This window comes from Methylobacterium terrae, from assembly GCF_003173755.1.
GTDB classification, from domain to species: Bacteria; Pseudomonadota; Alphaproteobacteria; order Rhizobiales; family Beijerinckiaceae; genus Methylobacterium; species Methylobacterium terrae.
In genome coordinates this window covers 4,244,785-4,268,015 of the sequence record NZ_CP029553.1, presented here as the reverse complement: position 1 = coordinate 4,268,015, position 23,231 = coordinate 4,244,785, and the positions used below count along the sequence as shown (strand labels likewise).

At 71.4% G+C, this 23,231-nt stretch carries 21 protein-coding genes and 1 pseudogene; 10 read left to right on the top strand and 12 right to left on the bottom strand.

The window, feature by feature from the left end; all coding sequences use genetic code 11:
* Positions 1-177: 177 nt before the first annotated feature.
* Positions 178-1,632 (top strand): phospholipase D-like domain-containing protein, encoded by a 1,455-nt coding sequence (locus tag DK419_RS19775; RefSeq protein WP_109960600.1) that lies wholly within the window; start codon positions 178-180, stop codon positions 1,630-1,632.
* Here the strand turns inward: DK419_RS19775 and DK419_RS19770 are convergent.
* Positions 1,586-2,536: a lysylphosphatidylglycerol synthase transmembrane domain-containing protein gene (locus DK419_RS19770; protein ID WP_425352677.1), complete on the bottom strand. Its 951-nt coding sequence runs from the start codon at positions 2,534-2,536 to the stop codon at positions 1,586-1,588. The genes DK419_RS19775 and DK419_RS19770 overlap by 47 nt on opposite strands.
* 77 nt (positions 2,537-2,613) lie before the next feature.
* Positions 2,614-3,420, bottom strand: a complete 807-nt coding sequence (locus DK419_RS19765) for an endonuclease/exonuclease/phosphatase family protein (protein WP_109960598.1) — start codon at positions 3,418-3,420, stop codon at positions 2,614-2,616.
* Between the two features lie 221 nt (positions 3,421-3,641).
* On the opposite strand from DK419_RS19765, the gene DK419_RS19760 reads away from it, so the two are divergent.
* Positions 3,642-4,724: a CgeB family protein gene (locus DK419_RS19760; protein ID WP_109960597.1), complete on the top strand. Its 1,083-nt coding sequence runs from the start codon at positions 3,642-3,644 to the stop codon at positions 4,722-4,724.
* Positions 4,725-4,730: 6 nt separating this feature from the next.
* Positions 4,731-5,525: a nucleotidyltransferase family protein gene (locus DK419_RS19755; RefSeq protein ID WP_109960596.1), complete on the top strand. Its 795-nt coding sequence runs from the start codon at positions 4,731-4,733 to the stop codon at positions 5,523-5,525.
* A 2-nt stretch (positions 5,526-5,527) separates the two neighbouring features.
* Here DK419_RS19755 and DK419_RS19750 read toward each other — a convergent pair.
* A pseudogene (locus tag DK419_RS19750) lies at positions 5,528-6,324 on the bottom strand (SDR family NAD(P)-dependent oxidoreductase).
* Positions 6,325-6,434: 110 nt separating this feature from the next.
* On the opposite strand from DK419_RS19750, the gene DK419_RS19745 reads away from it, so the two are divergent.
* Together DK419_RS19745 and DK419_RS28750 are read left to right on the top strand one after the other, a co-directional pair.
* Positions 6,435-7,331, top strand: a complete 897-nt coding sequence (locus DK419_RS19745; RefSeq protein WP_109960595.1) for a LysR family transcriptional regulator — start codon at positions 6,435-6,437, stop codon at positions 7,329-7,331.
* Positions 7,332-7,469: 138 nt separating this feature from the next.
* Positions 7,470-7,637, top strand: coding sequence for a hypothetical protein (locus DK419_RS28750; protein WP_162561313.1), 168 nt, complete (start codon positions 7,470-7,472; stop codon positions 7,635-7,637).
* Here DK419_RS28750 and gcvA read toward each other — a convergent pair.
* The gene (gene gcvA, locus DK419_RS19740; protein ID WP_109960594.1) at positions 7,606-8,532 is read right to left on the bottom strand and encodes a transcriptional regulator GcvA; all 927 of its coding nucleotides are present in this window, start codon (positions 8,530-8,532) and stop codon (positions 7,606-7,608) included. The genes DK419_RS28750 and gcvA overlap by 32 nt on opposite strands.
* A gap of 143 nt (positions 8,533-8,675) precedes the next feature.
* On the opposite strand from gcvA, the gene DK419_RS19735 reads away from it, so the two are divergent.
* Both DK419_RS19735 and DK419_RS19730 read left to right on the top strand, forming a co-directional pair.
* Positions 8,676-8,906: a DUF1127 domain-containing protein gene (locus tag DK419_RS19735; protein WP_109960593.1), complete on the top strand. Its 231-nt coding sequence runs from the start codon at positions 8,676-8,678 to the stop codon at positions 8,904-8,906.
* Positions 8,907-8,993: 87 nt separating this feature from the next.
* Entirely contained in the window at positions 8,994-9,920 is a 927-nt protein-coding gene (locus DK419_RS19730; protein ID WP_109960592.1) for a DMT family transporter, read from the top strand.
* An 18-nt stretch (positions 9,921-9,938) separates the two neighbouring features.
* Here DK419_RS19730 and ycaC read toward each other — a convergent pair whose 3' ends face one another.
* On the bottom strand, positions 9,939-10,571 hold the full coding sequence (gene ycaC / locus DK419_RS19725; protein WP_109962391.1) for an isochorismate family cysteine hydrolase YcaC: 633 nt from the start codon (positions 10,569-10,571) through the stop codon (positions 9,939-9,941).
* A gap of 452 nt (positions 10,572-11,023) precedes the next feature.
* On the opposite strand from ycaC, the gene DK419_RS19720 reads away from it, so the two are divergent.
* Positions 11,024-11,374: a DUF4189 domain-containing protein gene (locus tag DK419_RS19720; RefSeq protein WP_109960591.1), complete on the top strand. Its 351-nt coding sequence runs from the start codon at positions 11,024-11,026 to the stop codon at positions 11,372-11,374.
* Positions 11,375-11,688: 314 nt separating this feature from the next.
* On the opposite strand, the gene DK419_RS19715 is transcribed toward DK419_RS19720, so the two are convergent.
* The 6 genes from DK419_RS19715 to DK419_RS19690 form a co-directional block, all read right to left on the bottom strand.
* A complete protein-coding gene (locus DK419_RS19715) occupies positions 11,689-12,525 on the bottom strand; it encodes an ABC transporter ATP-binding protein (protein ID WP_109960590.1) in 837 nt (278 codons plus the stop codon).
* A gap of 379 nt (positions 12,526-12,904) precedes the next feature.
* A complete protein-coding gene (locus tag DK419_RS19710) occupies positions 12,905-14,176 on the bottom strand; it encodes an ABC transporter substrate-binding protein (RefSeq protein ID WP_109960589.1) in 1,272 nt (423 codons plus the stop codon).
* A 50-nt stretch (positions 14,177-14,226) separates the two neighbouring features.
* Complete coding sequence (locus DK419_RS19705) at positions 14,227-15,300, bottom strand: branched-chain amino acid ABC transporter permease (RefSeq protein WP_109960588.1); 1,074 nt, start codon at positions 15,298-15,300, stop codon at positions 14,227-14,229.
* On the bottom strand, positions 15,300-16,193 hold the full coding sequence (locus DK419_RS19700; RefSeq protein WP_048435433.1) for a branched-chain amino acid ABC transporter permease: 894 nt from the start codon (positions 16,191-16,193) through the stop codon (positions 15,300-15,302). The genes DK419_RS19705 and DK419_RS19700 overlap by 1 nt, the downstream gene beginning before the upstream one ends.
* A 13-nt stretch (positions 16,194-16,206) precedes the next feature.
* Complete coding sequence (locus DK419_RS19695; protein ID WP_109960587.1) at positions 16,207-18,141, bottom strand: long-chain fatty acid--CoA ligase; 1,935 nt, start codon at positions 18,139-18,141, stop codon at positions 16,207-16,209.
* The gene (locus DK419_RS19690) at positions 18,138-18,947 is read right to left on the bottom strand and encodes an ABC transporter ATP-binding protein (protein ID WP_109960586.1); all 810 of its coding nucleotides are present in this window, start codon (positions 18,945-18,947) and stop codon (positions 18,138-18,140) included. The genes DK419_RS19695 and DK419_RS19690 overlap by 4 nt, the downstream gene beginning before the upstream one ends.
* A 192-nt stretch (positions 18,948-19,139) precedes the next feature.
* Here DK419_RS19690 and DK419_RS19685 point away from each other — a divergent pair, with 192 nt between their 5' ends.
* Positions 19,140-19,820, top strand: a complete 681-nt coding sequence (locus DK419_RS19685; RefSeq protein WP_109960585.1) for a TetR/AcrR family transcriptional regulator — start codon at positions 19,140-19,142, stop codon at positions 19,818-19,820.
* Positions 19,821-20,270: 450 nt separating this feature from the next.
* Complete coding sequence (locus DK419_RS19680) at positions 20,271-21,947, top strand: methyl-accepting chemotaxis protein (protein WP_109960584.1); 1,677 nt, start codon at positions 20,271-20,273, stop codon at positions 21,945-21,947.
* A 39-nt stretch (positions 21,948-21,986) separates the two neighbouring features.
* On the opposite strand, the gene DK419_RS19675 is transcribed toward DK419_RS19680, so the two are convergent.
* Entirely contained in the window at positions 21,987-23,177 is a 1,191-nt protein-coding gene (locus DK419_RS19675; protein WP_109960583.1) for a phenylacetate--CoA ligase family protein, read from the bottom strand.
* Positions 23,178-23,231: the final 54 nt, after the last annotated feature.

The following is a 23,231-nucleotide window of genomic DNA, read 5'->3' as shown; positions in this document are numbered from 1 at the left end:
GATGGCAGGTTTCCGGCCGTCGACGGAGAACCCGGCTTCACGGCGTCATGGAAGCCAAGGTAGGTGTCCGGCGCCGGGACGCAAATCCCGGCGTCACGGCCGAGCCGTGGAACGGACGGGTCCGCCCGCCGTTCCGGCCCCGTCCCCCGGCCGCCGACAGGAGGATCCTGGCGCTCCATGACCACCGAACCCGCGCGCGACGAGACCGAGACCCTGTTCGAGCCCGGCCGCACCTGCTGGTGCGTGGCGCGGGCCGGGCGGGTCGCGGTGATGATCGACTCCGCCGAGTACTTCGCCCGGCTGGAGGACGCGTTGCGCCAGGCGCAAACCTCGATCCTGATCGTCGGCTGGGACTTCGACGGGCGCATCCGCCTGCGCCACGACGCGAGCCCGGAGGAGTCGCCGCCCCTGGGGCCGCTCCTGCGCGACCTCGCGGCGCGGCGCCCCGGTCTCGAGGTGCGGGTGCTGGTCTGGAGTGCGGCCACCGTGCACGGGCCGGGCGCGGCGCTGCCGCTGCTGTTCGGGGCCGAGTGGGAGGCGCATCCGCGCGTGACCCTGCGCCTCGACACCCACCACCCGCTCTATGCCGCCCACCACCAGAAGCTCGTCTGCATCGACGACCGGATCGCGTTCTGCGGCGGCATCGACCTGACGGTCGGGCGCTGGGACACGGTGGCCCACACGGCGGGCGATTTCCTTCGCACCAATCCCGACGGCGAGCTCTATCCTCCGGTCCACGACCTCCAGATGGCGGTCGACGGCGAGGCCGCGGAGCGGCTCGGGGATCTGGCGCGCGCGCGCTGGCGCGCCGCCACCGGCGAGGTGCTGGCGCCGGTCGGCCCCGCCGCGAGCCCGGTCTGGCCGCGGGACCTCGCCCCGCTCCTCACGGATGCGCCCGTCGCCATCGCCCGCACCATGCCGCTCCAGGGCGGCGAGCCCTCGGTCGAGGAGGCGGCGGCGCTCACCGCCGCGGCCCTGGCCGCGGCGACGAAGACGATCTACCTCGAGGCGCAGTACCTCACCGCGACCTTCGTCGCCGACGCGCTCGCCGCCCACCTCGCGGCGGAGCAGGGACCGGAGATCGTGGTGGTGCTGACGCGCCGCTCGCACAACTTCACCGAGCGCGTCGCCATGGGCACGCCGCGCGACCGGGTGCTGCGCCGGTTGCGCGCCGTCGACCGCTTCGGGCGCCTGTTCGTCGCCTACCCGGTGGTGCCGGGACCCGAGGAGGGCGGGGCCGAGGGCGCGGAGTGCGAGGGCGATTGCGAGATCGAGGTCCACGCCAAGCTGGTCCTGATCGACGACCGCTTCCTGCGCATCGGCTCGTCGAACCTCAACAACCGCTCGGTCGCCCTCGACACCGAGTGCGACCTCGCCGTCGAGGCCCGCAACCCCGAGGAGCGCGCCGCCTTGCGCGGCCTGCGCGACCGGCTGGTGGCCGAGCATCTCGGCGTCGCCCCGGCCGTGATCGCCGAGGCGACCGCGCGGGACGGGCTCATCGCGGCGATCCGGCGCCACATGGGCGGGCCGCGCTCACTGCGGGTCTGCGAGGTGCCGGAGGAGGAGGGCCTGCTCGACCCGCTGGTCAGCTCCGAGCTGCTCGACCCGGAGCGGCCGTTCGGGACGGCGTAGCCGCCGCCCCGCCCGCGTCGCGCCACCGGAACACCGCCTCCGTCGCCGCGAAGGCGATCAGCCCGAGCGCCAGGGGGGCCAGGAAGTACAGGCACCGGAACGCGATCAGCGGGCCGATGACGTCGGTCTTCGGCAGGAGGTGCACGACCACGCTCTCGATCACCCCGACGCCGCCGGGCACGTGGGTGATCAGCACCGCCGCGTTGGCGATGACGAAGACCGAGGCCACCGCGAGGTAGCCGACGTCGGAGACCGCCGACAGCACCTGATGCAGGCAGGCCGAGACCAGGGCGAAGTTGACGGCGCCCAATCCCACCTGCGCCGCCGCGAGCGGAAGCGGCGGCATCTCGATCGACCAGCGCCGGAAGGTGAGCGGCTTGCGCCACCAGGCGGCGAGGCCGAGATAGGCCGCGACGCCGCCCGCGCAGGCGAGGCCCGCCGCCCGCACGGCGCCCGTCCCCAGACCCGTCACGTCCCGGGCGAGGTCGGGATGGACCAGCACCGCGACGGCGCCGAGCGCCATCAGGCCGACGGCCACCGTGACGCCGCAGAACAGCACCGCCTTGGCGACGTCCGCGGTGTGGAGGCCCCAGCGGGTGTAGAAGCGGTAGCGGATCGCCCCGCTGCTCAGGCCGGCGAAGCCGATGCTGTGGCCGAGCCCGAGGCTGATGAAGGCGGCGAGCGCCACGCGGGGATAGGGCAAGGGCGTGCCGGCGGCGCGCAGGGCCAGCCAGTCGATGCCGGTGAGGCACAGGTAGCTCGCGGCGGCAAAGCCCCCGGCGGCGGCCAGCCGCCCCGCCGGCAGCGCCCGCACCGAATCGACCAGCTGGTCCAGGCTGTAGCCGGCGAGCGTGCGGTAGAGCAGGTAGCCGCCCAACCCGACGCTGAGCACCGTGGCCACGATGGTCCACCACCGGCGGCGGGCGGATTTCTCCTGCTCTCGCTCCTCGGTCTCCGGGCCTTGCGTCTCGGGGCCTTGCGTCACGCGGGTTCCTCTCGGGGCAGGGAGCTTTGGGGCAGGGAGCTTTGGGGCAGGGAGGTTTCGGGCGCGGAGATCCCGGGCGCCACGATCGGCGCGAGGTCGAGGTCGGCGACGAGGGGGAGGTGGTCGGAGGCGGCCCGGGCGAGCCGGCCGCCGAGGGTCCGCACGCCCCGCACCGCGACGCCGCGGCTGACGAAGACGTGGTCGATGCGCAGGAGCGGCAGGCGGGCCGGGAAGGTCGGCCGCAGCCAGGCGCGGGCCGGTTGCGCGTCCGGCAGCCGGGCGGCGAGGCGGCGGTGGACGCCCGAGCCCGGCAGGGCGTTGAAGTCGCCGAGCAGCACGACGGGATCGCGGCAGGCCGGATCGCCGAGGAAGCCGGGCCCGAGGAGCGCCTCGACCTGCGCCTCCCGCTCGCGCCGGTCGAGGCCGAGATGGGTCGTGACGACCTGGATCTCGGCGTCGCCTGAGGTCACGCTCGCCCAGAGCGCGCCGCGGGGCTCGAGACCCTCCCGGCCCGGCAGGGCGGCGGCCCGCACCAGGCGGGAGGGGAGGGCGGTCAGGATCGCGTCGCCGTAGAGTTCCTCCATCACCCGCATCGCCGGGTGGAAGTACGACCGCATCCCGAGATGGCCGGCGATGGCCTGCGCCTGGTCGATCCCGCCGCTGCGGGCCCGCCCGACATCGAGCTCCTGCAGGGCCACCACGTCCGGCCGGCAGGCGGCGATCACCGCGGCGATGCGCTCGGAGCTGAGCCGGCCGTCGGCGCCGAGGCAGCGGCGCACGTTGTAGGTGAGGACGCGGAGCAACCGGACGGGGCCTTCTGGCGGGGGGCTGTTCTCCCTCAACGGCCGAGCCTGCGGGAGGTTCGGGCGCCCGCCACGCTTCGCGCGAAACCGGGCGCGGAACCGCAATGTTAGATCCTGAACGGATCAAGACGGGGCGCGTTCTCTCCCGGCGCCGGAGGGACCAGGATGCGGGACGAGGGGAGAGACGCGGCGGCGATGCGCCGGCGGGACGGGGGCTCGCGATGAGGATCGTGGTCTTCGGCCTGACGATCAGCTCGTCCTGGGGCAACGGCCACGCCACCCTGTGGCGCGGCCTGTGCCGGGCACTCGCGCGGCGCGGGCACAGCGTGGTGTTCTACGAGCGCGACCAGCCCTTCTACGCGCCCCACCGCGACCTGACCGAGATCCCGAGCGGGCGCCTCGTGCTCTACGCCGACTGGGACGAGGTCCGGGCCCATGCCGCCCGCGACGTGGCCGAGGCCGACGCCGCGTTTGTCACCTCCTACTGCCCGGACGCGCGTGCCGCCACCGACCTCGTCCTCGGTGGCCCGGGGCTCGGCGTGTTCTACGACCTCGACACCCCGGTGACCCTCGACCGCCTGCGCCGCGGCGAGGCGGTGGACTACGTCGGCCCGGACGGGTACCGCGGCTTCGACCTCGTGCTCAGCTACACCGGCGGGCCGGCGCTCGCGGCGCTCCGCGACGACCTCGGCGCGGCCCGCGTGGCGCCGCTCTACGGCCACGTCGACCCGGAGGTGCACCGGCCGGCGCCGGCGCAGGCCCATGACGCCGCCGACCTCTCCTATCTCGGCACCTACGCGGCGGACCGGCAGGCCAAGGTCGTGTCCTGCCTCGTCGAGCCGGCGCGGCGCCGGCCGGACCGGCGCTTCCTGATCGGCGGGGCGCAGTACCCGCAGGACTTTCCCTGGACCGACAACATCTTCTTCGTGCGCCACCTCGGCCCCCGGGAGCACCCGGCCTTCTACGCGTCCTCGCGCCTGACGCTCAACGTCACCCGGGCGGCGATGGCGGCCATGGGCTGGTGCCCGTCCGGCCGCCTGTTCGAGGCCTCCGCCTGCGGCGCCGCCGTTCTCAGCGACGCCTTCGACGGGCTCGACGCCTTCTACCGGCCCGGCGAGGAGATCCTCATCGCCGAGACGTCGGAGGCCGTGCTGGCCGCCCTCGACCGGAGCGACGCCGCCCTGCGCCGCATCGCCGAGGCCGGGCGCGCCCGCACCTTGCGCGACCACACCTCCGACCGCCGGGCGGCGGAGCTGGAGGCCCTGCTCGAATCCGCCCGGATCCCCGTGGCGATGGAGGCGTGAGACCGCATGTGGGGCATCGTTCCGGCCGCCGGGCGCGGCAGCCGCATCCAGCCGCTCGCCTTCTCCAAGGAATTGCTGCCGGTCGGCAGCCGCCTGCGCGACGGGGCCGAGCGCCCTTGCGCGGTGAGCGAGTACGTCGTCGAGCGGATGATCCGGGCCGGGGCCGACAAGATCTGCTTCGTGATCGCCCCGGGCAAGTCCGACATCGTCGAGTATTACGGCTCGGGCTACGGCCCCGCCCCGATCGCCTACGTGGTGCAGCCGCGCCCCGAGGGCCTGTGCGACGCGCTGTTTCGCGCCCTGCCGCTGATCGCCCCCGACGAGCCGGTGCTGGTGGGATTGCCCGACACGGTGTGGTTCCCCGACGACGGGCTGGCGCGGCTGCCGGCGGAGGGCTTGTCGTTCCTGCTCTTTCCGGTCGAGCGGCCGGAGCTGTTCGATGCCGTGGTGCTCGACGGAGACGCCGTGCGGGAGATCCAGGTGAAGCGGCGGGACGCCGCCTCTCCTTGGGTCTGGGGCGCCTTCAAGCTCACCGGCCGCATCCTCGCCGAGCTCAACGCCCTCTGGCAGGAGCGCCAGTGCCGCGACGAGTATATCGGCACCCTCGTCAACGCCTGGCTCGCGGCCGGCGGCCGGGCGGTCGGATTGCGCGCCGGCAGCGCCTACGTCGATACCGGCACGCTCCACGGCTACCGCGCCGCGATGGCGCTCCTCGGGGCGGAGGAGCCGGGGGAGGAGACCGCCGGGCGGCGCCTGTCGCTGGGCGGTCCGGGCGCGCAGGGCGCGGGGGCGGCGCGCTGAAATCACGCGATGGTCGGCACGATCCCGCCCTCGACCCGGAGGCTCGCCCCGTTGGTCGCCGCCGCGAGCGGGCTCGCGAGGTAGGCCACCAGCCCGGCGATCTCGTCGGGCTCGATCATCCGGGCGAGCAGCGAGAGCGGGCGGTGGACCCGGAAGAACTCCGCCTCGAGTTCCGCCACCGGCGCGTCGGGATCGGAGGCGACGCTTCTGAGGAAGTCGACACGATGCCCTCCGAGCGGGTCGGGCCCGGCAGCACGGAATTCACCGTCACGCCGGTGCCGCGGGTGCGTTGCGCCAGGCCCCGGGCGATGGTTGCTTGCGCGGTCTTCGACACCGCGTAGTGCAGCATGTCGGGTGGCGGCACGAGGCCGGATTCGCTCGACACGAACACGATCCGCCCCGCATTGCGCGCGAGCATTCCCGGGAAATACGCCTGGGCGAGGCGCGCGCCCGAGACGACGTTGACCTCGAACAGCCGGTGCCAGTCGGCGTCGGTGATGTCCTCGAACGCCTTCGATTCGTAGATGCCGAGGTTGTTGACCAGGATGTCGACCTCGGGCACCGCCGCGACCAGCGCCGCCGCCCCCTCGGCGGTCGCCGGATCGGCCAGCACCGTGCGGGGCGCCCGTGCCCCCGCCTCGGCGGCGATCGCCTCCGCCGCCGCGTCGAGCTTGGCCCGGTTGCGGCCGGGCAGCACCACCTCCGCCCCTTCCGCCGCGAGGCGGCGGGCGATGGAAAGGCCGATGCCCGCGGTGGCGCCGGTGACGAGGGCGGTCTTGCCGCCGAGCTTGAGGTCCATGGCTTGCGGTCTCCGGTGAGGATGAGCCGGGAGATGACGATGCCGGCGATTGATGACCAGCGCGCGCGCCGGCACGATGATCGTGCATCCGACGCAACAATGGGCGCGCCATGGACAACCGGCTCGGCGAGATGGAGGCCTTCGTGCAGGTGGCGCGCCGCGGCAGCTTCGCGGCCGCCGCCAAGGCGCTGCGGCGCACGCCCTCGGCGGTGAGCCGGGCGGTGGCGCGGCTGGAGGCCCGGCTCGGGGTCGGGCTGATCCGGCGCACCACCCGGGCGATGACCCTGACGCCGGAGGGCGAGCTCTACCTCGCCCGTGCGAGCGAGCTGATCGCCGAGTTCGACGCAATTGAGGACGGGTTCGGCCGCGACGCGGCCCAGCCGAGCGGGCTCCTGCGCGTCAACGTCTCGGTGCCGTTCGGCCAGCGGATGATCCTTCCGGTGCTGCCGCGCTTCCTCGGTCAGCAGCCGCGGATGCGGGTGGACCTGACGCTCACCGACGACGTGGTCGACCTCGTCGAGGCGCGGGCCGACGTGGCGATCCGCATCGGTCCCCTGCGCGACACCCGCCTGCGCGCGAAGCTCCTGGGCCGCAGCCGCCTCGCGGTGGTGGCGGCCCCGGCCTACCTCGCGCGATGCGGCGCGCCCGCCCACCCGGACGCGCTCGTCGACCACAACTGCCTCACCTTCAGCTTCCGCCGCTCCCTCGACACCTGGCCGTTCCTGATCGACGGCGCGGTGTCGCAGCGGCCGGTGCACGGCAACTTCTTCGGCAATTCCGGCGAGGTGGTGCGGATGATGGCGCTCGGCGGTGCGGGCCTTGCCCGGCTCGCCCGCTTCCACGTCGACGAGGACATCGCGGCGGGCCGCCTCGTGCCGGTGCTCGAGGCGTTCAGCCCCGGCGACGCGGAGGACATCCACGCGCTCTATGCCGGGCACGAGCGGCTGTCCTCGCGCATCCGCTGCTTCGTCGATTTCCTCAGCGCCCACGCGGTCTTGCGGGCGTGAGGCCCGCCCTTGCGGCGGATGTGGACGCACGGTCAAGCAAGAGGGACGCCCGATCATGGCGGGGGCGGTCGCGCTCGGGCACGATGCCGGCCTCACCGGAGCGCGCCGCGCCCGACCCTCGCGGAGCTGCGTTCCCCCATGTCGTCCTGGTTCTCCCGGCTCCTCGCCCTTCTCGGCCTGGGGCCGCGCCGGCCCGATCCCGGCGCCTGGATCCTGCTCGGCGAGGGGCGCGGCGTCTCGTGGTCCGAGGCCGGCGAGGCGGCCGGTCCGTCCCTCAGCGGCGCCACGCCTCCGCCTGCGCGGTGATCCAGTCGCGGAAGCGCGCGACCTTCGGGGCGTCGGTCTCGGTCGGGGTGACGAGGAAGAAGCTGTAGGGGCTCGCCACCTCGTCGGGGAACGGCCGCACCAGGCCGGTGCCGGTGACGAGGTCGCCCCCGAGCACCCGGGTCGCGAGCCCGACCCCGCCGCCGGCGGTGGCGACCTGCAGCACCATGAAGGTGTGGGTGAAGCGCGGGCCCCGCGAGGCGTCGACGCCCGCGACCCCCGCCGCCGCGAGCCATTGCGGCCAGCCCACCGCCTCGAGGTCGATCGGGTCGTCGTCGTGCAGGAGCGTGTGGCGGGCGAGGTCGTCGGTCGAGCGCAACGGCGGGTCGCCGTCGCGAAGCGACGGGCTGCAGACCGGGAAGACGACGTCGTGCATCAGGAGGTCCGAGCGCAGGCCCGGATAGCGCCCGCGCCCGTGCCGGATCGCGAGGTCCGCGTCGTCGCGGGCGAAATCCACCAGGCGGTTGTTGGCCACCACCCGCACGTCGAGGTCGGGATGGAGCGCGCGAAAGCTCCCGATGCGCGGGATCAGCCACAGGCTGGCGAAGGAATGGGTGGTGCTGACCGTCAGCACGTGGTCCTGTCCCTGGCGCCGCAGCCGGGCGGTGGCCTCGGCGAGGCGATCGAGCATCTCGCCCGCGGCCGCCGCGAAGCGCTGGCCCGCCGGCGTCAGCGCGACGCCCCGGCTCGGCAGGCGGCGGAACAGGGACAGGCCGAACCAGCCCTCGAGGATCTTCACCTGCTGCGCCACCGCACCGGCGCTGACCCCGAGTTCGTCGCCGGCCTCGTGGAAGGTGGCGTGGCGCGAGGCGGCCTCGAACGCCCGCACGGCGTTCAAGGGCGGCAGGCGACGGCGCGGTCCCGGGTCGAGTGCCATGGCGCGATCCACACTGGACGTGACCCCGATGTCCCGTGGCCCAGATTTCCTGGGGCAACGGACGAGGCGATCTGGTTTGCTCCACGGGCCCGCGAAAGGCAATCTCTCCCCACGTCGCCCCGACCTTCCACCCGGAGAGAGCCATGACGACCCTCGTCGCTGGCCGAGGAAACCTGCGCCTCGTTCCCGCCATCCGCCTCGCGCCCCCGCGCCGGCGCAATCCCGTCTCGCTGGTCGAGCGGCTCGAATTGTGGGCCGATCGCCGGCGCGAGCGCCGCGCCCTGCTGGGCTGCCCCGACGGGCTGCTCAAGGATGTCGGCCTGTCGCGGGCCGATGCCCTGCGCGAGGCGGAGAAGCCGTTCTGGACCGATTAGGAGCGGATTGCGCCGCAAGGAACGGGATGCCGCCGGGCCGCCCCGCGGTCATGGTGCGGCATCCTCCTCGAGAGAGCCCGATTCCCGATGCAGCCCGCCAACCGCCCGATGACCCCGTCCGAATGGGGTCTGCTCCTCGTCCTCTCGGTGCTGTGGGGCGGCTCGTTCTTCTTCGTCGGCGTCGCGCTCCATGCGCTGCCGCCCCTCACCCTGGTGAGCCTGCGCGTCGGCCTCGCGGCCATGATCCTCGCCCTGGTGCTCCGGGTGCGGGGAAGCCCGATGCCGCGGGGCGGGCGGGTCTGGCTCGCCTTTCTCGGCGCGGCCTTCCTCAACAACGCGGTGCCGTTCGGCCTCATCGCCTGGGGCCAGACCCAGATCGCCTCCGGCCTCGCCGCGATCCTCAACGCCACCACGCCGCTCTTCGGCGTGCTGGTCGCGCACTGGCTCACCGATGACGAGCGCCTGACGGGAAACCGCCTCGCCGGCGTCGTGGCGGGCCTCGCGGGCGTCGCCGTGATGGTCGGCCCTTCGGTCCTCGCCGGGCTCGGGGGCGAGGCGCTGGCGCAAGGCGCGGTGCTGCTCGCGGCGCTCTCCTACGCCTTTGCCGGGATCTACGGGCGGCGGTTCAAGCGCATGGGCATCCCGCCGCTCTCCGCCGCCGCCGGCCAGGTCACTGCCGCGACGGTCCTCCTGCTGCCGCTCGCCCTCGCGGTCGACCGGCCCTGGACGCTGCCCGCGCCCCCCGCGACCGCGGTCGCGGCGGTCATCGGCCTCGCGGCGCTCTCGACGGCGCTCGCCTACGCGATCTTCTTTCGCCTGCTGGCGAGCGCGGGGGCGACGAACCTGATGCTGGTCACCTTCCTGATCCCGGTCTCGGCGCTGCTGCTGGGCGCCCTGGTGCTCGGCGAGCCGGTGGTGCCGCGCCAGCTCCTCGGCATGGCGCTGATCGGCTCAGGGTTGGTGGCGATCGACGGGCGGTTGCTGCGGCGGCGGAGGCCCGCGGCGGCGGAGTAGCCGTCGCGGGCGGGGCGATCAGGCGGCGGATTTGCCCTGCATCGCGGCGTAGCTCGTCATCAGGTTGCGGTAGTCCGGGATGTGGTCGCCGAGCAGCGTCGCCAGCCCCTCGACGTCGCGGCGCCAGTCGCGGTGCAGCTCGCAGGCGACCGCGAACCAGTTCACCAGCTGCACGCCGGCCGCCGACATCCGGTTCCAGGCCCCGTCCCGCACCACCGGGTTGAAGGTGCCCGACGCATCCGTGACGGCGAAGACCTCGTAGCCTTCTGCCACCGCCGACAGGGCCACGAAGGCGACGCAGACCTCGGTGACGACGCCCGCGATGACCAGCTGCTTGCGGCCCGTGGCCTTCACGGCGGCGACGAAATCGGGATTGTCCCAGGCGTTGATCTGGCCGGGCCGGGCGATGAACGGCGCGTCCGGGAACTTGGCCTTCAGCTCCGGCATGATCGGCCCGTTCGGACCCTCCTCGAAGCTGGTGGTGAGGATGGTCGGCAGCTGGAAGTAGGCGGCGAGGTCGGCGACCGCCAGCACGTTGTTCTTGAAGCGGTCGGGATCGACGTCGCGCACCAGCGACATCAGGCCGGCCTGGTGGTCGACGAGCAGGACGACGGCCTGGTCGAGGTCGAGGCGGTTGTAGGGCTTGGTCATCGTCGTCTCCATCGGGGCGGCCGGGGCGGCGCGGTGTCGATGGGGGAGTATGTCCGCGGGGTTTCTGCGTGAAAATAGAAACGACGGAAAACGATCGTTTCCAGAAGCGCGATGATCAGGCGGGATGATCGCGCCCCGCCGGATGTCGGGCCTCACGTCATCGCGGGTGCGCACGTCGATCATGATGCGGGGACGGTCGGGGCCGATGCGGCCGTCACGGCACCCGGTCGCCACGGTCGCGCACTACGAACCCACGGCAGTCGGACAGGGCCGGAGTCGTTTCCAGAGGTTGCTGTGCTTGCCGACTTTGTTGTCCAAATCGTATCGCGCGCTTGCTCTAAAGGAATGGCGCTTGCTCGCTGCTATGACGTGATAGATCATGCGTTCGTCTTGCAGAACTGTCGGACAGAGAACGATTCGGGGGAGGGGACGTCGTGCGATCGATCAGGATCATGGCTGCTGTCGTCGCGGTGTCGGTGCTCGGCTCGGGCCATTCCGTGATGGCACAGGGGGCAGGCTGGGCCGCCCTCGCGGATAACGGTCACGGCAATTGGGGCTACGCGGTCGGCAAGGCCAGCAGCGCCGAAGCCTCCGAGGTCGCGCGGCGCGGCTGCCAGGCGGCGGATTGCAAGGTGACGGCCGTCAAGCAGGCGTCGTGCATCGCCTACGTCGTCGGCAATGGCGGCGCCAAGGGGTACGGCATGGGTGCCAGCCCCGATGCCGCCGCCGCCAACGCGAGGAGCTTCTGTGTCCTGGGCGCCCCGGCGGACAGTTGCCACGTCGTCAAGGCTGCCTGCGGGTAGATCGTCAGGGGCGGGTGGTCGATCCGTGCCGGCCCCATGACGAGGGGAGCCGAGGGCGGCCTGACCGGTCTCGCTGCGGAGAGATCTCGGGTTGGGTTTCTCTCGACGCGACCGACACCCTCCCTGTCATCCCGGGGCGCAGCGGAACCCGGGATCCATGACCGCTGACGATCCAGGACGAGGCGTGACGCTGCCCGCTCCGCCCTGAACCGTTGGCGATTACGGATCCCAGGCTCTCGGCTGCGCCGAGAGCCGTGATGATAATGAGGATGTAATAGACGGCAGATGATGCCGTTCGACTGTTCGACGAACCCTCAGATCCACCGCTTGCGCCGCTTGAAGCTCTTCAGGTTGCGAAAGCTCTTGCGCTGGTCGCCGGCGCCGCCGAGGTAGAATTCCTTCACGTCCTCGTTGGTGCGCAGCTCCTCGACGGTGCCGTCGAGCACCACCTTGCCCTGCTCCATGATGTAGCCGCGATCGGCCACCGAGAGGGCGGCGCGGGCATTCTGCTCGACGAGCAGGATGGTGACGCCGAGATCCCGGTTGATCTGGCGGATGATGCCGAAGACCTCCTTCACGAGCAGCGGCGACAGGCCCATCGAGGGCTCGTCCATCAGGATCAGGCGGGGGCGGGCCATCAGCGCGCGGCCGATCGCCAGCATCTGCTGCTCGCCGCCCGAGAGGTAGCCGGCGGCGCCGGTGCGCTCCTTGAGGCGCGGGAAGTAGGTCAGCACCCGCTCGAGGTCCTGGCCGACCTCCTTGTCGCGGCGCGAGAAGGCGCCGAGGCGCAGGTTCTCCATCGGCGTCATGTCGGCGACGATGCGGCGGCCCTCCATCACCTGGAAGATGCCGCGGCGCACGATTCTGTCCGGCTCGATGCCGTCGATGCGGGCGCCGTCGAATACGATCTCGCCGCGGGTGACCTCGCCGTCCTCGGAGCGCAGGAGCCCTGAGATGGCCTTGAGCGTCGTCGACTTGCCGGCGCCGTTGGCGCCGAGCAACGCCGTGATCGAGCCCGCCGGCACGTCGAGGCTCAGGCCCCGCAGGACCAGGATCACGTCGTCGTAGACGACCTCGACGTTGCGCAGGGAGAGGAGCGCGGCCTGTGCGGCCTCCTGGGTCGGGCGTTCGAGGGTCGTGACCTGCGACATCGGGCGGGCTCCAGGGGTGAGATGCGAGGTCGACCCCCGGCAGAAGCGAGTCTGTCCGGGGGTAAACAGGGGCGCTGGTACTCTCCTCTCCCGGCGGGCGGGGAGAGGGCTGTGTCTCCGTTCAGGAGACGCAGCAAGCGGAGGCGAAGCCGGAGCGAGGGTGAGGGGGTGGTGCCGGAGGAGCCTCTTCCGGAGATACCCCCTCACCCTCGCCCTGCGGGCTCCCTTCGCACCCGGCAAGGGGTGGTGGGATCGTTCCGATCCCCAAGGCCTCTCCCCGCCCGCGGGGAGAGGGGAAACCCGCGCTTTTTCTTTTCCCCAGACAGCCCCGCCGCAGAGGAGGGAGGGTTACTGGCGGGTCATCCTTTAGGGATGGTTCTCACCAGCCCTGCCACTCGCTCTTGCGCGGCAGCGTCACGGTCTTGACCGGCTCAAGCTTGATCGTGCCGGCCTTGATCAGGTCGGGCAGCGCGCCGTCGGTCGGGCCCGAGACCTTGGCGCGGTAGATGTGCACCTCCATCATCCCGCGATGGTCGGTGGGCGACCAGGTCGAGGGGACACAGACGCCCTCCATCCCGGCCGGCACCCAGTCCTTCTTCTGGTAGAAGCCCTTGCGGACATTGGGGCCGGCCAAGCCCCCGTTGTCCTTGGCCCAGGCCAGCGCCTCGGTCATGTAGAGGGCGGCGCAGATGCCGGTGTAGTAGTGCACCGGCCGGTAGGCGGTGCCGGCGGCGTCCGACACCTTCGAGATCTCGGCCGCCATCGCCATGCCGGGCGCGGTGCTGCCGCTCACCGCGGCGGTGCGGACCGGGAAGACGACGCCGTTCGCCGCCTCGCCCGCCGCCTTGGCGGCGTTCTCGTCCATGCCCCAGACGTTGCCCATGAACTGGATGTCGGTGCCGACCGACTTGCAGGACTTCAGGAGCGAGATGTTCGAACCTCCGGTATTGCCGAGATAGGCGTAGTTCGCGCCCGCATTCTTGGCGGTGAGGCACTGCGCCGTGTAGTCGCCCGGCGCCAGCGCGAACACGATCGCCGGCAGCACCTCGAAGCCGAGATCCTTCGCCATCGCCTCGCCGGCTTCCTTGGGCGAGTTCGGGTAGGGGTGGTTGCCGCCCATGTGGACGTATTTCGGCTTGCCGGTCCTGCCCTTGGCCTTCCAGTCGTCGGCGGCCCACATCAGCATGGCGCGTAAGGCATCCGAGTAGGACGGGCCGTAGAAGAAGTTGTAGGGCGCGGCCTTGGCCTTGCCGCTGGCGCCGGTCGGGTCGCTGACCTGGGCGGCGTAGGAGCCGGAGATGTACGGGATCTCGTCCTTGGTGACGAAGGCCGAGAGCGCCTCGGTGTCGGCGGTGCCCCAGCCCTGGATCGCCGCGACCTTGTCGCGCCCGCCGGTCCACTTCTTGTAGAGCGCGACGGCGCGCGGCACCTGGTAGCCGTAATCGACCGATTCGACGTTCATCTTCTCGCCCTTGATGCCGCCCTTGCGGTTCACGTAGGCGAGAGCGTCGGCCACGCCTTGCGCGTAGGGCACGCCGACGTCGGAGGTGGCGCCGCTCTGGTCGGCGAGGTGGCCGATCGGGATCTCGGCGGCGAGCGCCGGCAGGCTGAGGGCGAGGGCGGCGGCCGAGGCGAGGGACAGGCGAAGCATGGACTTGGTTTCCTCCGGTGGTGGGCTGGTTGTCCCAGTCTCCGATGATGTCAGTGCGAGAACGGGTAGAGCTTCCAGTACGCCTTGATCTGGCGCCAGCGGTGGGCGAGCCCGTCGGGCTCGAACATCAGGAACAGCACGATCACGAGGCCGATCGCCATCTCGCGCAGGAAGGACAGGTTGTCCTTGAGCGAGAGCGCGCGGTCGAGGGCCGATCCCCGCACCGCGTCGGTGATCCAGCCCATGGCCTCGGGCACCAGCACCATGAAGGCGGTGCCCATCAGCGTGCCCATGATCGAGCCGAGGCCCCCGATGATGATCATGCCGAGGAACTGGATCGAGAGCAGGATCCCAAAACCCTCGACCGAGACGAATTGCAGGTAGTGGCCGTAGAGCGCCCCGCCGATGCCGGCGAAGAAGGCCGAGAGCCCGAAGGACAGGGTGCGGTAGCGGGTGAGGTTGATCCCCATCATCTCCGCCGAGAGGTAGTGGTCGCGCACCGCCACCAGCGCCCGGCCGTCGCGGGAGCGCATCAGGTTGGTGGCGAGCACGAAGGTGAGCACCAGGTAGGCCAGCACCACGTAGAAGTAGCGGTGGTCGGTGTCGAAGGCGAAGCCGAAGATCGAGAACGCCTCGGCGTGGGTGCCGGCGACGCCGCCGGTGAACCAGTTCGCCCGGGCGAAGAAGTCCTGCAGGATGTACTGCGCGGCGAGCGTCGCGATGGCGAGGTAGAGGCCTTTCAGCCGGGCCGCCGGCAGGCCGAAGATCAGGCCGATCGCGGTGGTCAGGACGCCCGCGAGCGGGATCGCGAAGAAGACCGGAATCCCGTAATTGTTCGACAGCCAGGCGGAGGCGAAGGCGCCGAAGCCGAAGAAGGCGGCATGCCCGATCGAGATCTGCCCCGTGAAGCCGACCAGGATGTTGAGGCCCAGAGCCGCGACCGCGAAGTAGCCGATCTGGATCAGCAGGCTCAGCCAGTAGCGGTCGAGCACGAGCGGCGCGAAGCAGAGCAGCGCCAGCGCCGCCCAGACCGCGTAGCGGCTGCCCGCGGTCGGGAAGATGGTGGTGTCGGCGGCGTAGGTCGAGCGGTAGTCGCCGGCGGGGATCAGGCTCTGGGTCGCCATCAGACGCGCTCGATGTCGCGGGTGCCGAACAGGCCGTAGGGCTTGATCATCAGGATCACCACCAGGACGTAGAAGGGAACGATCTCGTAGAGGTTGCCCCAGTGCAGGTACTGGCCGTCGACGTATTGCGCGACGTTCTCCAGCACCCCGATCACGAGGCCGCCGATCACCGCGCCGACGACCGAATCGAGCCCGCCGAGGATCACCGCCGGAAAGACCTTGATGCCGTAGAGCGACAGGGCCGACGAGACGCCGTTGACGATGCCGACGACGATGCCGGCGACCGACGAGACCACCGCGGAGATCGCCCAGGCCATCGCGAAGACGTTGCGCACCGAGATGCCGAGCGACTGCGCCACCTGCTGGTTGAAGGCGGTGGCCCGCATGGCAAGGCCATGCTTCGAGTAGCGGAAGAACCAGGCGAAGCCCGCCATCATGGCGACCGAGATGCCGAGGCTCATCAGGTACACGGTCTGGATCTCGAGCCCGAGCACCTGCACCGACTGGGTCTGGAAGATCGGCGGGAAGGGCTGGGCGAAGACGCCGAACAGCCACTTGCACAGGGCCTGGAAGAAGATCGACAGCCCGATCGTCACCATGATGACCGAGATGATCGGCTCGCCGATGAGCGGCCGCAGCACCACCACCTGGAGGGCGATGCCGAAGACCAGCATGAACGCGAAGGTGATGCCCATGCCGACGAGGAACGGCAGCTGGTAGGTGGTGAGCAGCCACCAGCACACCCAGGCGCCGATCAGGAGGAACTCGCCCTGGGCGAAGTTCACGACCTGGCTCGCCTTGTAGATCAGGACGAAGCTCATCGCGACCACCCCGTAGAGGGCGCCGACGATCAGCCCGTTGACGACGAGCTGGAGCAGCAGGTGGGTGTTCATGGCCTCAAGGCCCCTATTCGGCGGCGGCGAGGGTGGCGGGGGAAGCCGTGAGGTCGATCACCGGCAGGGTGGTGCGGATGCGCTGCGTCGTGCCGTCCTGGAACCGGATCACCGTGTCGACCCGGTAGCTCGGCGCGCCGGCGTAGATCGTGTCGATCAAATCGGCGTACTTCTCGTTGATCACGCCGCGGCGGACCTTGCGGGTGCGGGTCAATTCGCCGTCGTCGGCGTCGAGCTCCTTGTAGAGGAGCACGAACTTGGCGACGCGCTGAACCTCGGTGAGGCCGGCATTGACCCGCTCGACCTCGTTCCGGATCAGCTCGATCACCGCCGGCTTCGAGGCGAGGTCGGAATAGGTCGTGAAGGCGATGCGGTTCTTCTCGGCCCACTTCGCCACCACCGCGTAGCGGATGCAGACGAGGGCCGCCAGGTACTCGCGCCCGGCGCCGAGGATCACGGCCTCGGCGACGTAAGGCGAGAACTTCAGCTTGTTCTCGATGTATTGCGGCGAGAAGCGCTCGCCGTGGCTGTTGACGGCGAGATCCTTGATCCGGTCGATGACGACCAGTTCGCCCTTCTTGTCGACGTAGCCGGCGTCGCCCGTGTGCATCCAGCCGTCGCGCACGTCGCTCGGGGTGTCGGGGCCGGCCTTGTAGTAGCCGTGGAACATGTTGGCGTGGCGCGCCAGCACCTCGCCGATGCCGTTGCGGTCGGGGTCGAGGACCCGGATCTCGATGCTGTCGTCGAACGGCACGCCGACCGTGTCGAAATCGACCGTCTCGCCTTGATGCAGCGTGTAGGCGCCGAGCGTCTCGGTCTGGCCGTAGAGCTGGCGCAGCGGCACGCCCATGGCGCGGAAGAACCGGAACGTGTCGGGGCCGAGAGCCGCGCCACCGGTCGCCGCGGAGGTCAGCCGCGTGAAGCCGAGCCGGTCGCGCAGGGCCCGGAACAGCAGGGCGTCGGCGGCGGTCGAGCGCCCCCCCTTGTCGAGGGCCTCGAGCCCCATCTTCATGCCGCGCTCGTAGAGGGCGCGCTTGAAGGGCGACGCATCCATCATCCGGGCGCGCACGTCGGCGGCCACCGCCTCCCAGACCCGCGGGGCGAACAGCACGAAGGTCGGGGCGATCTCCCGGAAATCGTGCATCAGCGTGTCGGCATCCTCGACGAAGTTGACCTTCATGCGGGAGAGGAGCGCCTGGCCGAGCGCGTAGACCTGCTCCATGATCCAGGGCAGCGGCAGCACCGAGACGTAATCGTCCCCCGGTCCCTTGGGGTCGGCGGCGAGGTAGCGGGCGCAGTGGCGCAGGACCCGGCCGCCGCTCAGCATCGCGAGCTTCGGCCGCGCCGTGGTGCCGGACGTGGTGCAGAGGATCGCGACGGCCTCTCCTTCCGTCGCGTCGACCATCCGGTCGTAGAGGCCGGGATCCGCGGCGTGCAGCGCCTCGCCCCTCGCCGCCAGCGCCTCGGCCGAGATCAGGCGGGGATCGTCGTATTTGCGCATCCCGCGGGGGTCGCAATAGACGATGTGGCGCAGGGACGGCACCCCGTCGGCGAGGTTCAGGAGCTTGTCGACCTGCTCCTCGTCCTCGGCGATGACCGCCTTCACGTCCGAGAAGGCGAGGAGGTACTGGACCTCGTCCTCGAGCGCGTCGCGGTAGAGGCCGAGCGACAGGGCGCCGAGCGCGTGGGCGGCGATCTCGCCGGCGACCCAGTCGGGCCGGTTGTCGCCGATCAGCCCGACGACGTCGCCGGCCTTCAGGCCGAGGTCCGACAGGCCGAGCGCGAAGACGCGGGTGCGGGCGTGGTACTCGGCCCAGGTCGTCGGGCGCCAGAGGCCGAAAATCTTCTCGCGAAGGGCGACTTCGCCCGGATGCTCGGCGGCGTTGCGGCGCAGGAGCTTCGGGAAGGTGTCGGCGGCTTGCGCGATGGCGGAGAAATCGGTCGTCACGACGCGGCCCTCGCCGGTTCGGGAGATGCGGGCTCCTCGTCTTCCTCGCCGAGATAGGCTTTTCTCACGTGCGGATCGGCGAGCACCGCCTCGGGCCGGCCGAGCGCGATGCGGCGGCCGAAATCGAGCACCATCACCCGGTGCGAGATGTCCATGACCACGCCCATGTCGTGCTCGATCATCACGACGGTCATGCCGAACTCCTCGTTGAGATCGACGATGTAGCGGGCCATGTCCTCCTTCTCCTCGAGGTTCATGCCGGCCATCGGCTCGTCGAGGAGGATCAGCTTGGGCTCGAGCGCCATGGCGCGGGCGAGCTCGACCCGCTTGCGCAGGCCGTAGGACAGGGTGCCGGCGGGCGCCTTGCGGTAGGCTTGGAGGTCGAGGAAGTCGATGATCTCCTCGACCCGACGGCGATGCGCCAGTTCCTCGCTCCGCACCCCCGGCAGCCAGTAGAGCGAGCCGGTGACGAAGTTGTTGCGCATCAGGTGGTGGCGCCCGACCAGGATGTTGTCGAGCACGGTCATGTGGTGGAACAGCGCGAGGTTCTGGAAGGTCCGGCCGATGCCGAGCGTCGGGCGCTGGTTCGGCGTCGCCTTCGTGATGTCGCGGCCGTCGAGCAGGATCTGGCCCTCGGACGGCCGGTAGCGGCCCGAGATGCAGTTGATCATCGAGGTCTTGCCGGCGCCGTTGGGGCCGATGATCGAGAACAGCTCGCCCTTCTCGACCGCGAAGCTGACATCCGTCAGCGCCTTGACGCCGCCGAACCGCAACGAGATCTGGCGAACCGCGAGGGTTTCCGCCACGCCTGATCCTCCCTGGGATGGCGGCCGCGCTCGTGTCCGGCGCCGCTCTGCCTGTGGCGGATGCCCGGTATGCGTCCGGGTCATTCGCCTTGAAAATACGTTCGACTGTTTTTTTCCGAGCGTCAAGTGCTACACTGGCGCGACGAAAGTCGAGGGGGCGGTGGGCCCCGTGAGGGCAGGGTCAGAGGCAGCATGGCGCGTATCGCAGGCTCGTCGGGACCGCGGACCGAGGAGGCCATCCGGCGGGCGGGGCTCAAGCTCATCGCCACCCACGGCTACGCCGCCATGAGCCTGCGCCAGCTCGCGGCCGAGGTCGGCATCCAGCAGGGCTCGCTCTACAACTACTTCCGCAACAAGCAGGAATTCCTGTTCGACCTCATCCGCGGGCACATGCTCGACCTGCACGCGGCGCTCGACGCGGCGCTCCTGCCCGAGGGCAGCGCCGAGGCGCGGCTGACCCGGTTCACCGAGTTCCACGTCGCCTACCACGTCGCCCGGGCGCAGGAGGTCTTCATCTGCTACTCGGAGCTGCGCAGCCTCGAGCCGGACAACCTCGCCGCGGTGGTGGCGATGCGGCGCGACTACGAGCGCAAGCTCGGCGACATCCTCGACCACGGCTGCGCCACCGGCGAGTTCCGCCTGGCCGACACCAGGATGGCGACGCTCGCCATCCTCGCCATGCTGTCGGGCATCTGCACCTGGTACAAGCCGGAGGGGCGGCTCTCGCGCGAGGCGATGCAGGAGATCTTCACCGGCATGGTGCTGGCGCTCGCCCGCGGCGAGACGCAGGCGCTCGCCCGGGGCGAGGGTGCGGCGGAGGTCGCGGTGGTGCCGTCGCGGCGGCGGAGAGCCCTGCAGGCCGGAGTCGGATAGGGCGCGGCATCGCGGGAGTCCGGCCGACCTGAGTGACAGCCGTCCATCCCACCCACGCCCTCATCCCGAGGTGTCGGTCGATCAAGGATCGGCTGACCTCCAAGGAGGGCTCCAGGGAGCACCGAGACATCTGGAGCCCTCCTCCGAGGCCGCTGCGCGGCACCTCGGGATGAGGTCGCGAGCGGGACGGAGGAGGCTTCTGCGATGCCGTTCTCGTCCTTCGAACGGCGTCCGGGACGGCTCCGGACGATGCACCGCGTCGAGGTCCACCCGAAAGGCTGCCGCCGGCGACGACGCATCCGGGTCCACCTGTCGACTGCCGTACGGGCAAGTCGTTGTCCGCTCTGAATAAATCGCCCCAAGAGCTAACGAAATAAACCGACCGTTCACCTCCCGGCATCTATGTCCCGGCGGTCATCCGGCAGGGTCCGGATCCGGAGTGGCCGCTTCATGTTCGTGCTCACCCTTCCCCGCAAGTTCGCGTTGCTGATCGCGCTCGCCGGTCTCAGTCTGGTCGCCTTGGGCGGGATCGCGCTCAACTACCAATACGAGGCGATGGTGGCGCAGCGCATCGAGCGCCTCTCGCTCATCACGGAGGCCGCGGCGAACGTCGTCGAGCGCTACCGCCAGAAGGCGGCCAAGGGCGAGCTGAGCGAGGCGGCCGCCCGCGAGGCGGCGCTCGCCGACATCGCGGCGATGCGGCACGGGCGCGACAACTACCTGTTCGTCAACGACGGCACCGGCACGGTGATCGCCCACCCCGCCGCGAAGGTGGTCGGCCGCAACCTGATGGGCGTGACCGATCCGACCGGCTTCCGCTACGTCGCCGACGTCATGCCGCGGGCCAAGCGCGACGGCGCGGCGACGTTCCGCTACACCTGGGTTCCGGAGGGCGAGACCGCGGCGGTGCCGAAGATCGGGCTCTTCCGCTTCTACGCCCCGTGGGACTTCTACATCGGCGTCAGCGAGTACGTCAGCGACCTGCGGGCGATGATCGTCGCCCAGATCGAGCGCCTGGCCGTCGCCGGCCTCGTCATCGTGCTCGTTCTCGGCGGCGCCTCGCTCCTGATCGTCCGCTCGGTGGTGCGGCCGATGGAGGCCCTGCGCGCCGCGATGACCGCCCTCTCGGAGGGGCGCACCGACCTCGCGGTGCCGGAGGCGGGGCGGCGCGACGAGGTCGGGGCGATGGCCCGCGCCGTGCTGGTCTTCCGCGACAACGCGATCGAGCGCGAGCGGCTGCGGGGCGAGAGCGAGGCGGAAGAGATGCGCCGGATGCGCCGCGCCGCGTCGCTCAACGAACTGATCCAGGGCTTCGAGGCGTCGATCACCGGCGTCGTCGCCGAAGTCGCCGCCGCCTCGGGCGAATTGCGCGGCACCGCCCAGGCGATGACCGCGACCGCGACCCAGACCGCCGTCCAGTCCACCGCCGTCGCGGCGGCGGCCGAGGAGGCCTCCTCCAACGTCGAGACCGTCGCGGTGGCCGCCGAGGAGCTCGGCGCGTCCGTCCAGGAGATCGGCCGCCAGGTCGACAGCTCTGCGCGGCTGGCGCAGGCCGCGGTCGCCGAGGCCGGACAGACCGCCCACCAGGTCCGGGCGCTGACCGAGGCGACCGCCCGCATCGGCGACGTGGTCGGGCTGATCTCCTCGATCGCCGCGCAGACGAACCTGCTGGCGTTGAACGCCACGATCGAGGCGGCGCGCGCGGGCGCGGCCGGCCGCGGCTTCGCGGTGGTGGCGGCCGAGGTCAAGGAACTCGCCGGCCAGACCGCGAAGGCGACCGAGGAGATCACGAGCCAGATCGCGGCGATCCAGGCCTCGACCGGCCAGGCGGCGGGTGCGATCGGCCAGATCACCACCCGCATCGAGGAGATCGCGAGCGTCGCGACCTCGATCGCCGCGGCCGTCGAGGAGCAGGGCGCGGCGACGCAGGAGATCGTGCGCAACATCTCCCAGGCCGCTGCCGGCACCGGCGAGGTCACCGGCAACATCGCGGGCGTCGCAGGAGCGGCGGAGGAGACGGGGGACGCGGCGAGCCAGGTGCTCGCCTCGGCCTCGGAGCTGTCGCGGCAATCCGGCCACATCTCGGCCGAGGTCGAGCGCTTCCTGGCCCAGGTCCGGGCGGCCTGACTGCCGCCGAAGCCTGACGGGCGGTCCCTCGCCCGTCCCTCACCCCACCGGCCGCTCGTCGGCGATGACCTTGCCGTCGTTCGGCAGGCTGCCCGGTTCGACGAGGTCCACCGCGCCGCGCAGCTTCGTCACCGCCCGCAGGGTCTCGGACACCGCCTCCGCCAGGGCGGTGTCCGTCGTCCGGGACTCTGCCCGGAGCGTCATGGCGTCGGCCTCGTCGGCGCGGGTCACCACCAGGCGCAGGCGGCCGAGCTCGGGGTGGCGGCGGGCGATCTCCGCGACCTGCTCGGGGCGCACGAACATGCCCTTCACCTTGGCGGCCTGGTCGGCCCGGCCCATCCAGCCGCGGATGCGCCCGTGGCCAAGCGCCGCCGTGAGGTCGCCGAGCGCGTAGCGGATCAGCGGCCGGTCGCGGTCGGGCACCGTGACGACGATCTCGCCGACCTCGCCCTCCGGCACCGGATCGCCGGTGCCCGGCCGCACGATCTCGAGGATCAGCCCGTCCCCGACGAGGAGGCCCGGCTCGCCCGGCGTCTCGTAGGCGATGAAGCCGACATCGGCGGTGGCGTAGGCTTGGGCGGCGGCGATGCCGCGCGCCCGGAACTCGGCCTGGAGCGAGGGCGGGAAGGCCGCGCCCGAGACGAGCGCCTTCACGATCGACGACACGTCCCGCCCGGCCTTCTGGCCTGAATCGAGCAGCACCTTGAGGAAGTCCGGCGTGCCGACATAGCCGGCGGGGCGGTAGGCCTCGATCAGGTCGAGCTGCTGCTCGGTGTTGCCGGGCCCCGCCGGGATCACCGCGCAGCCCAGCGCCCGAGCCGCGGTGTCGAAGATGAAGCCGCCCGGCGTCAGGTGATAGCCAAAGGTGTTCAGCAAAACCTCGCCGGCCCGGAAGCCGGCCGCGGCGAGCGCAGGCGCGCCGCCCCACGGATCCTCCCCTGCCCGCTGCGGCTCGAAGATCGGCCCCGGCGAGGTGAACAGGCGGGGAAAACCACCGATCGCCCCCGGCACGAAGCCGCCGAAGGGCAGGGCCTCGCGCTGGCGCGCCGGCATCTCGCCCTTGCGCAGCACCGGCAGGCGGGCGAGCGCCGCCCGGTCGGTGACGGCGGCGGGATCGATGCCGGCGAGGTGGGCGGCGTAGGCGGGGGCCTGGAGCGCCGCGGCGAGGGCGGCAGGCAGGCGGGCGAAGAGGGGGGCTTCGGAGATCGGCTGGGCGTCGTGGCGAGACATGATGTGGCGTTCTCCCGGGAACTCGCCCGCGCGCTGGCCCGCGCGGTGCGTCAG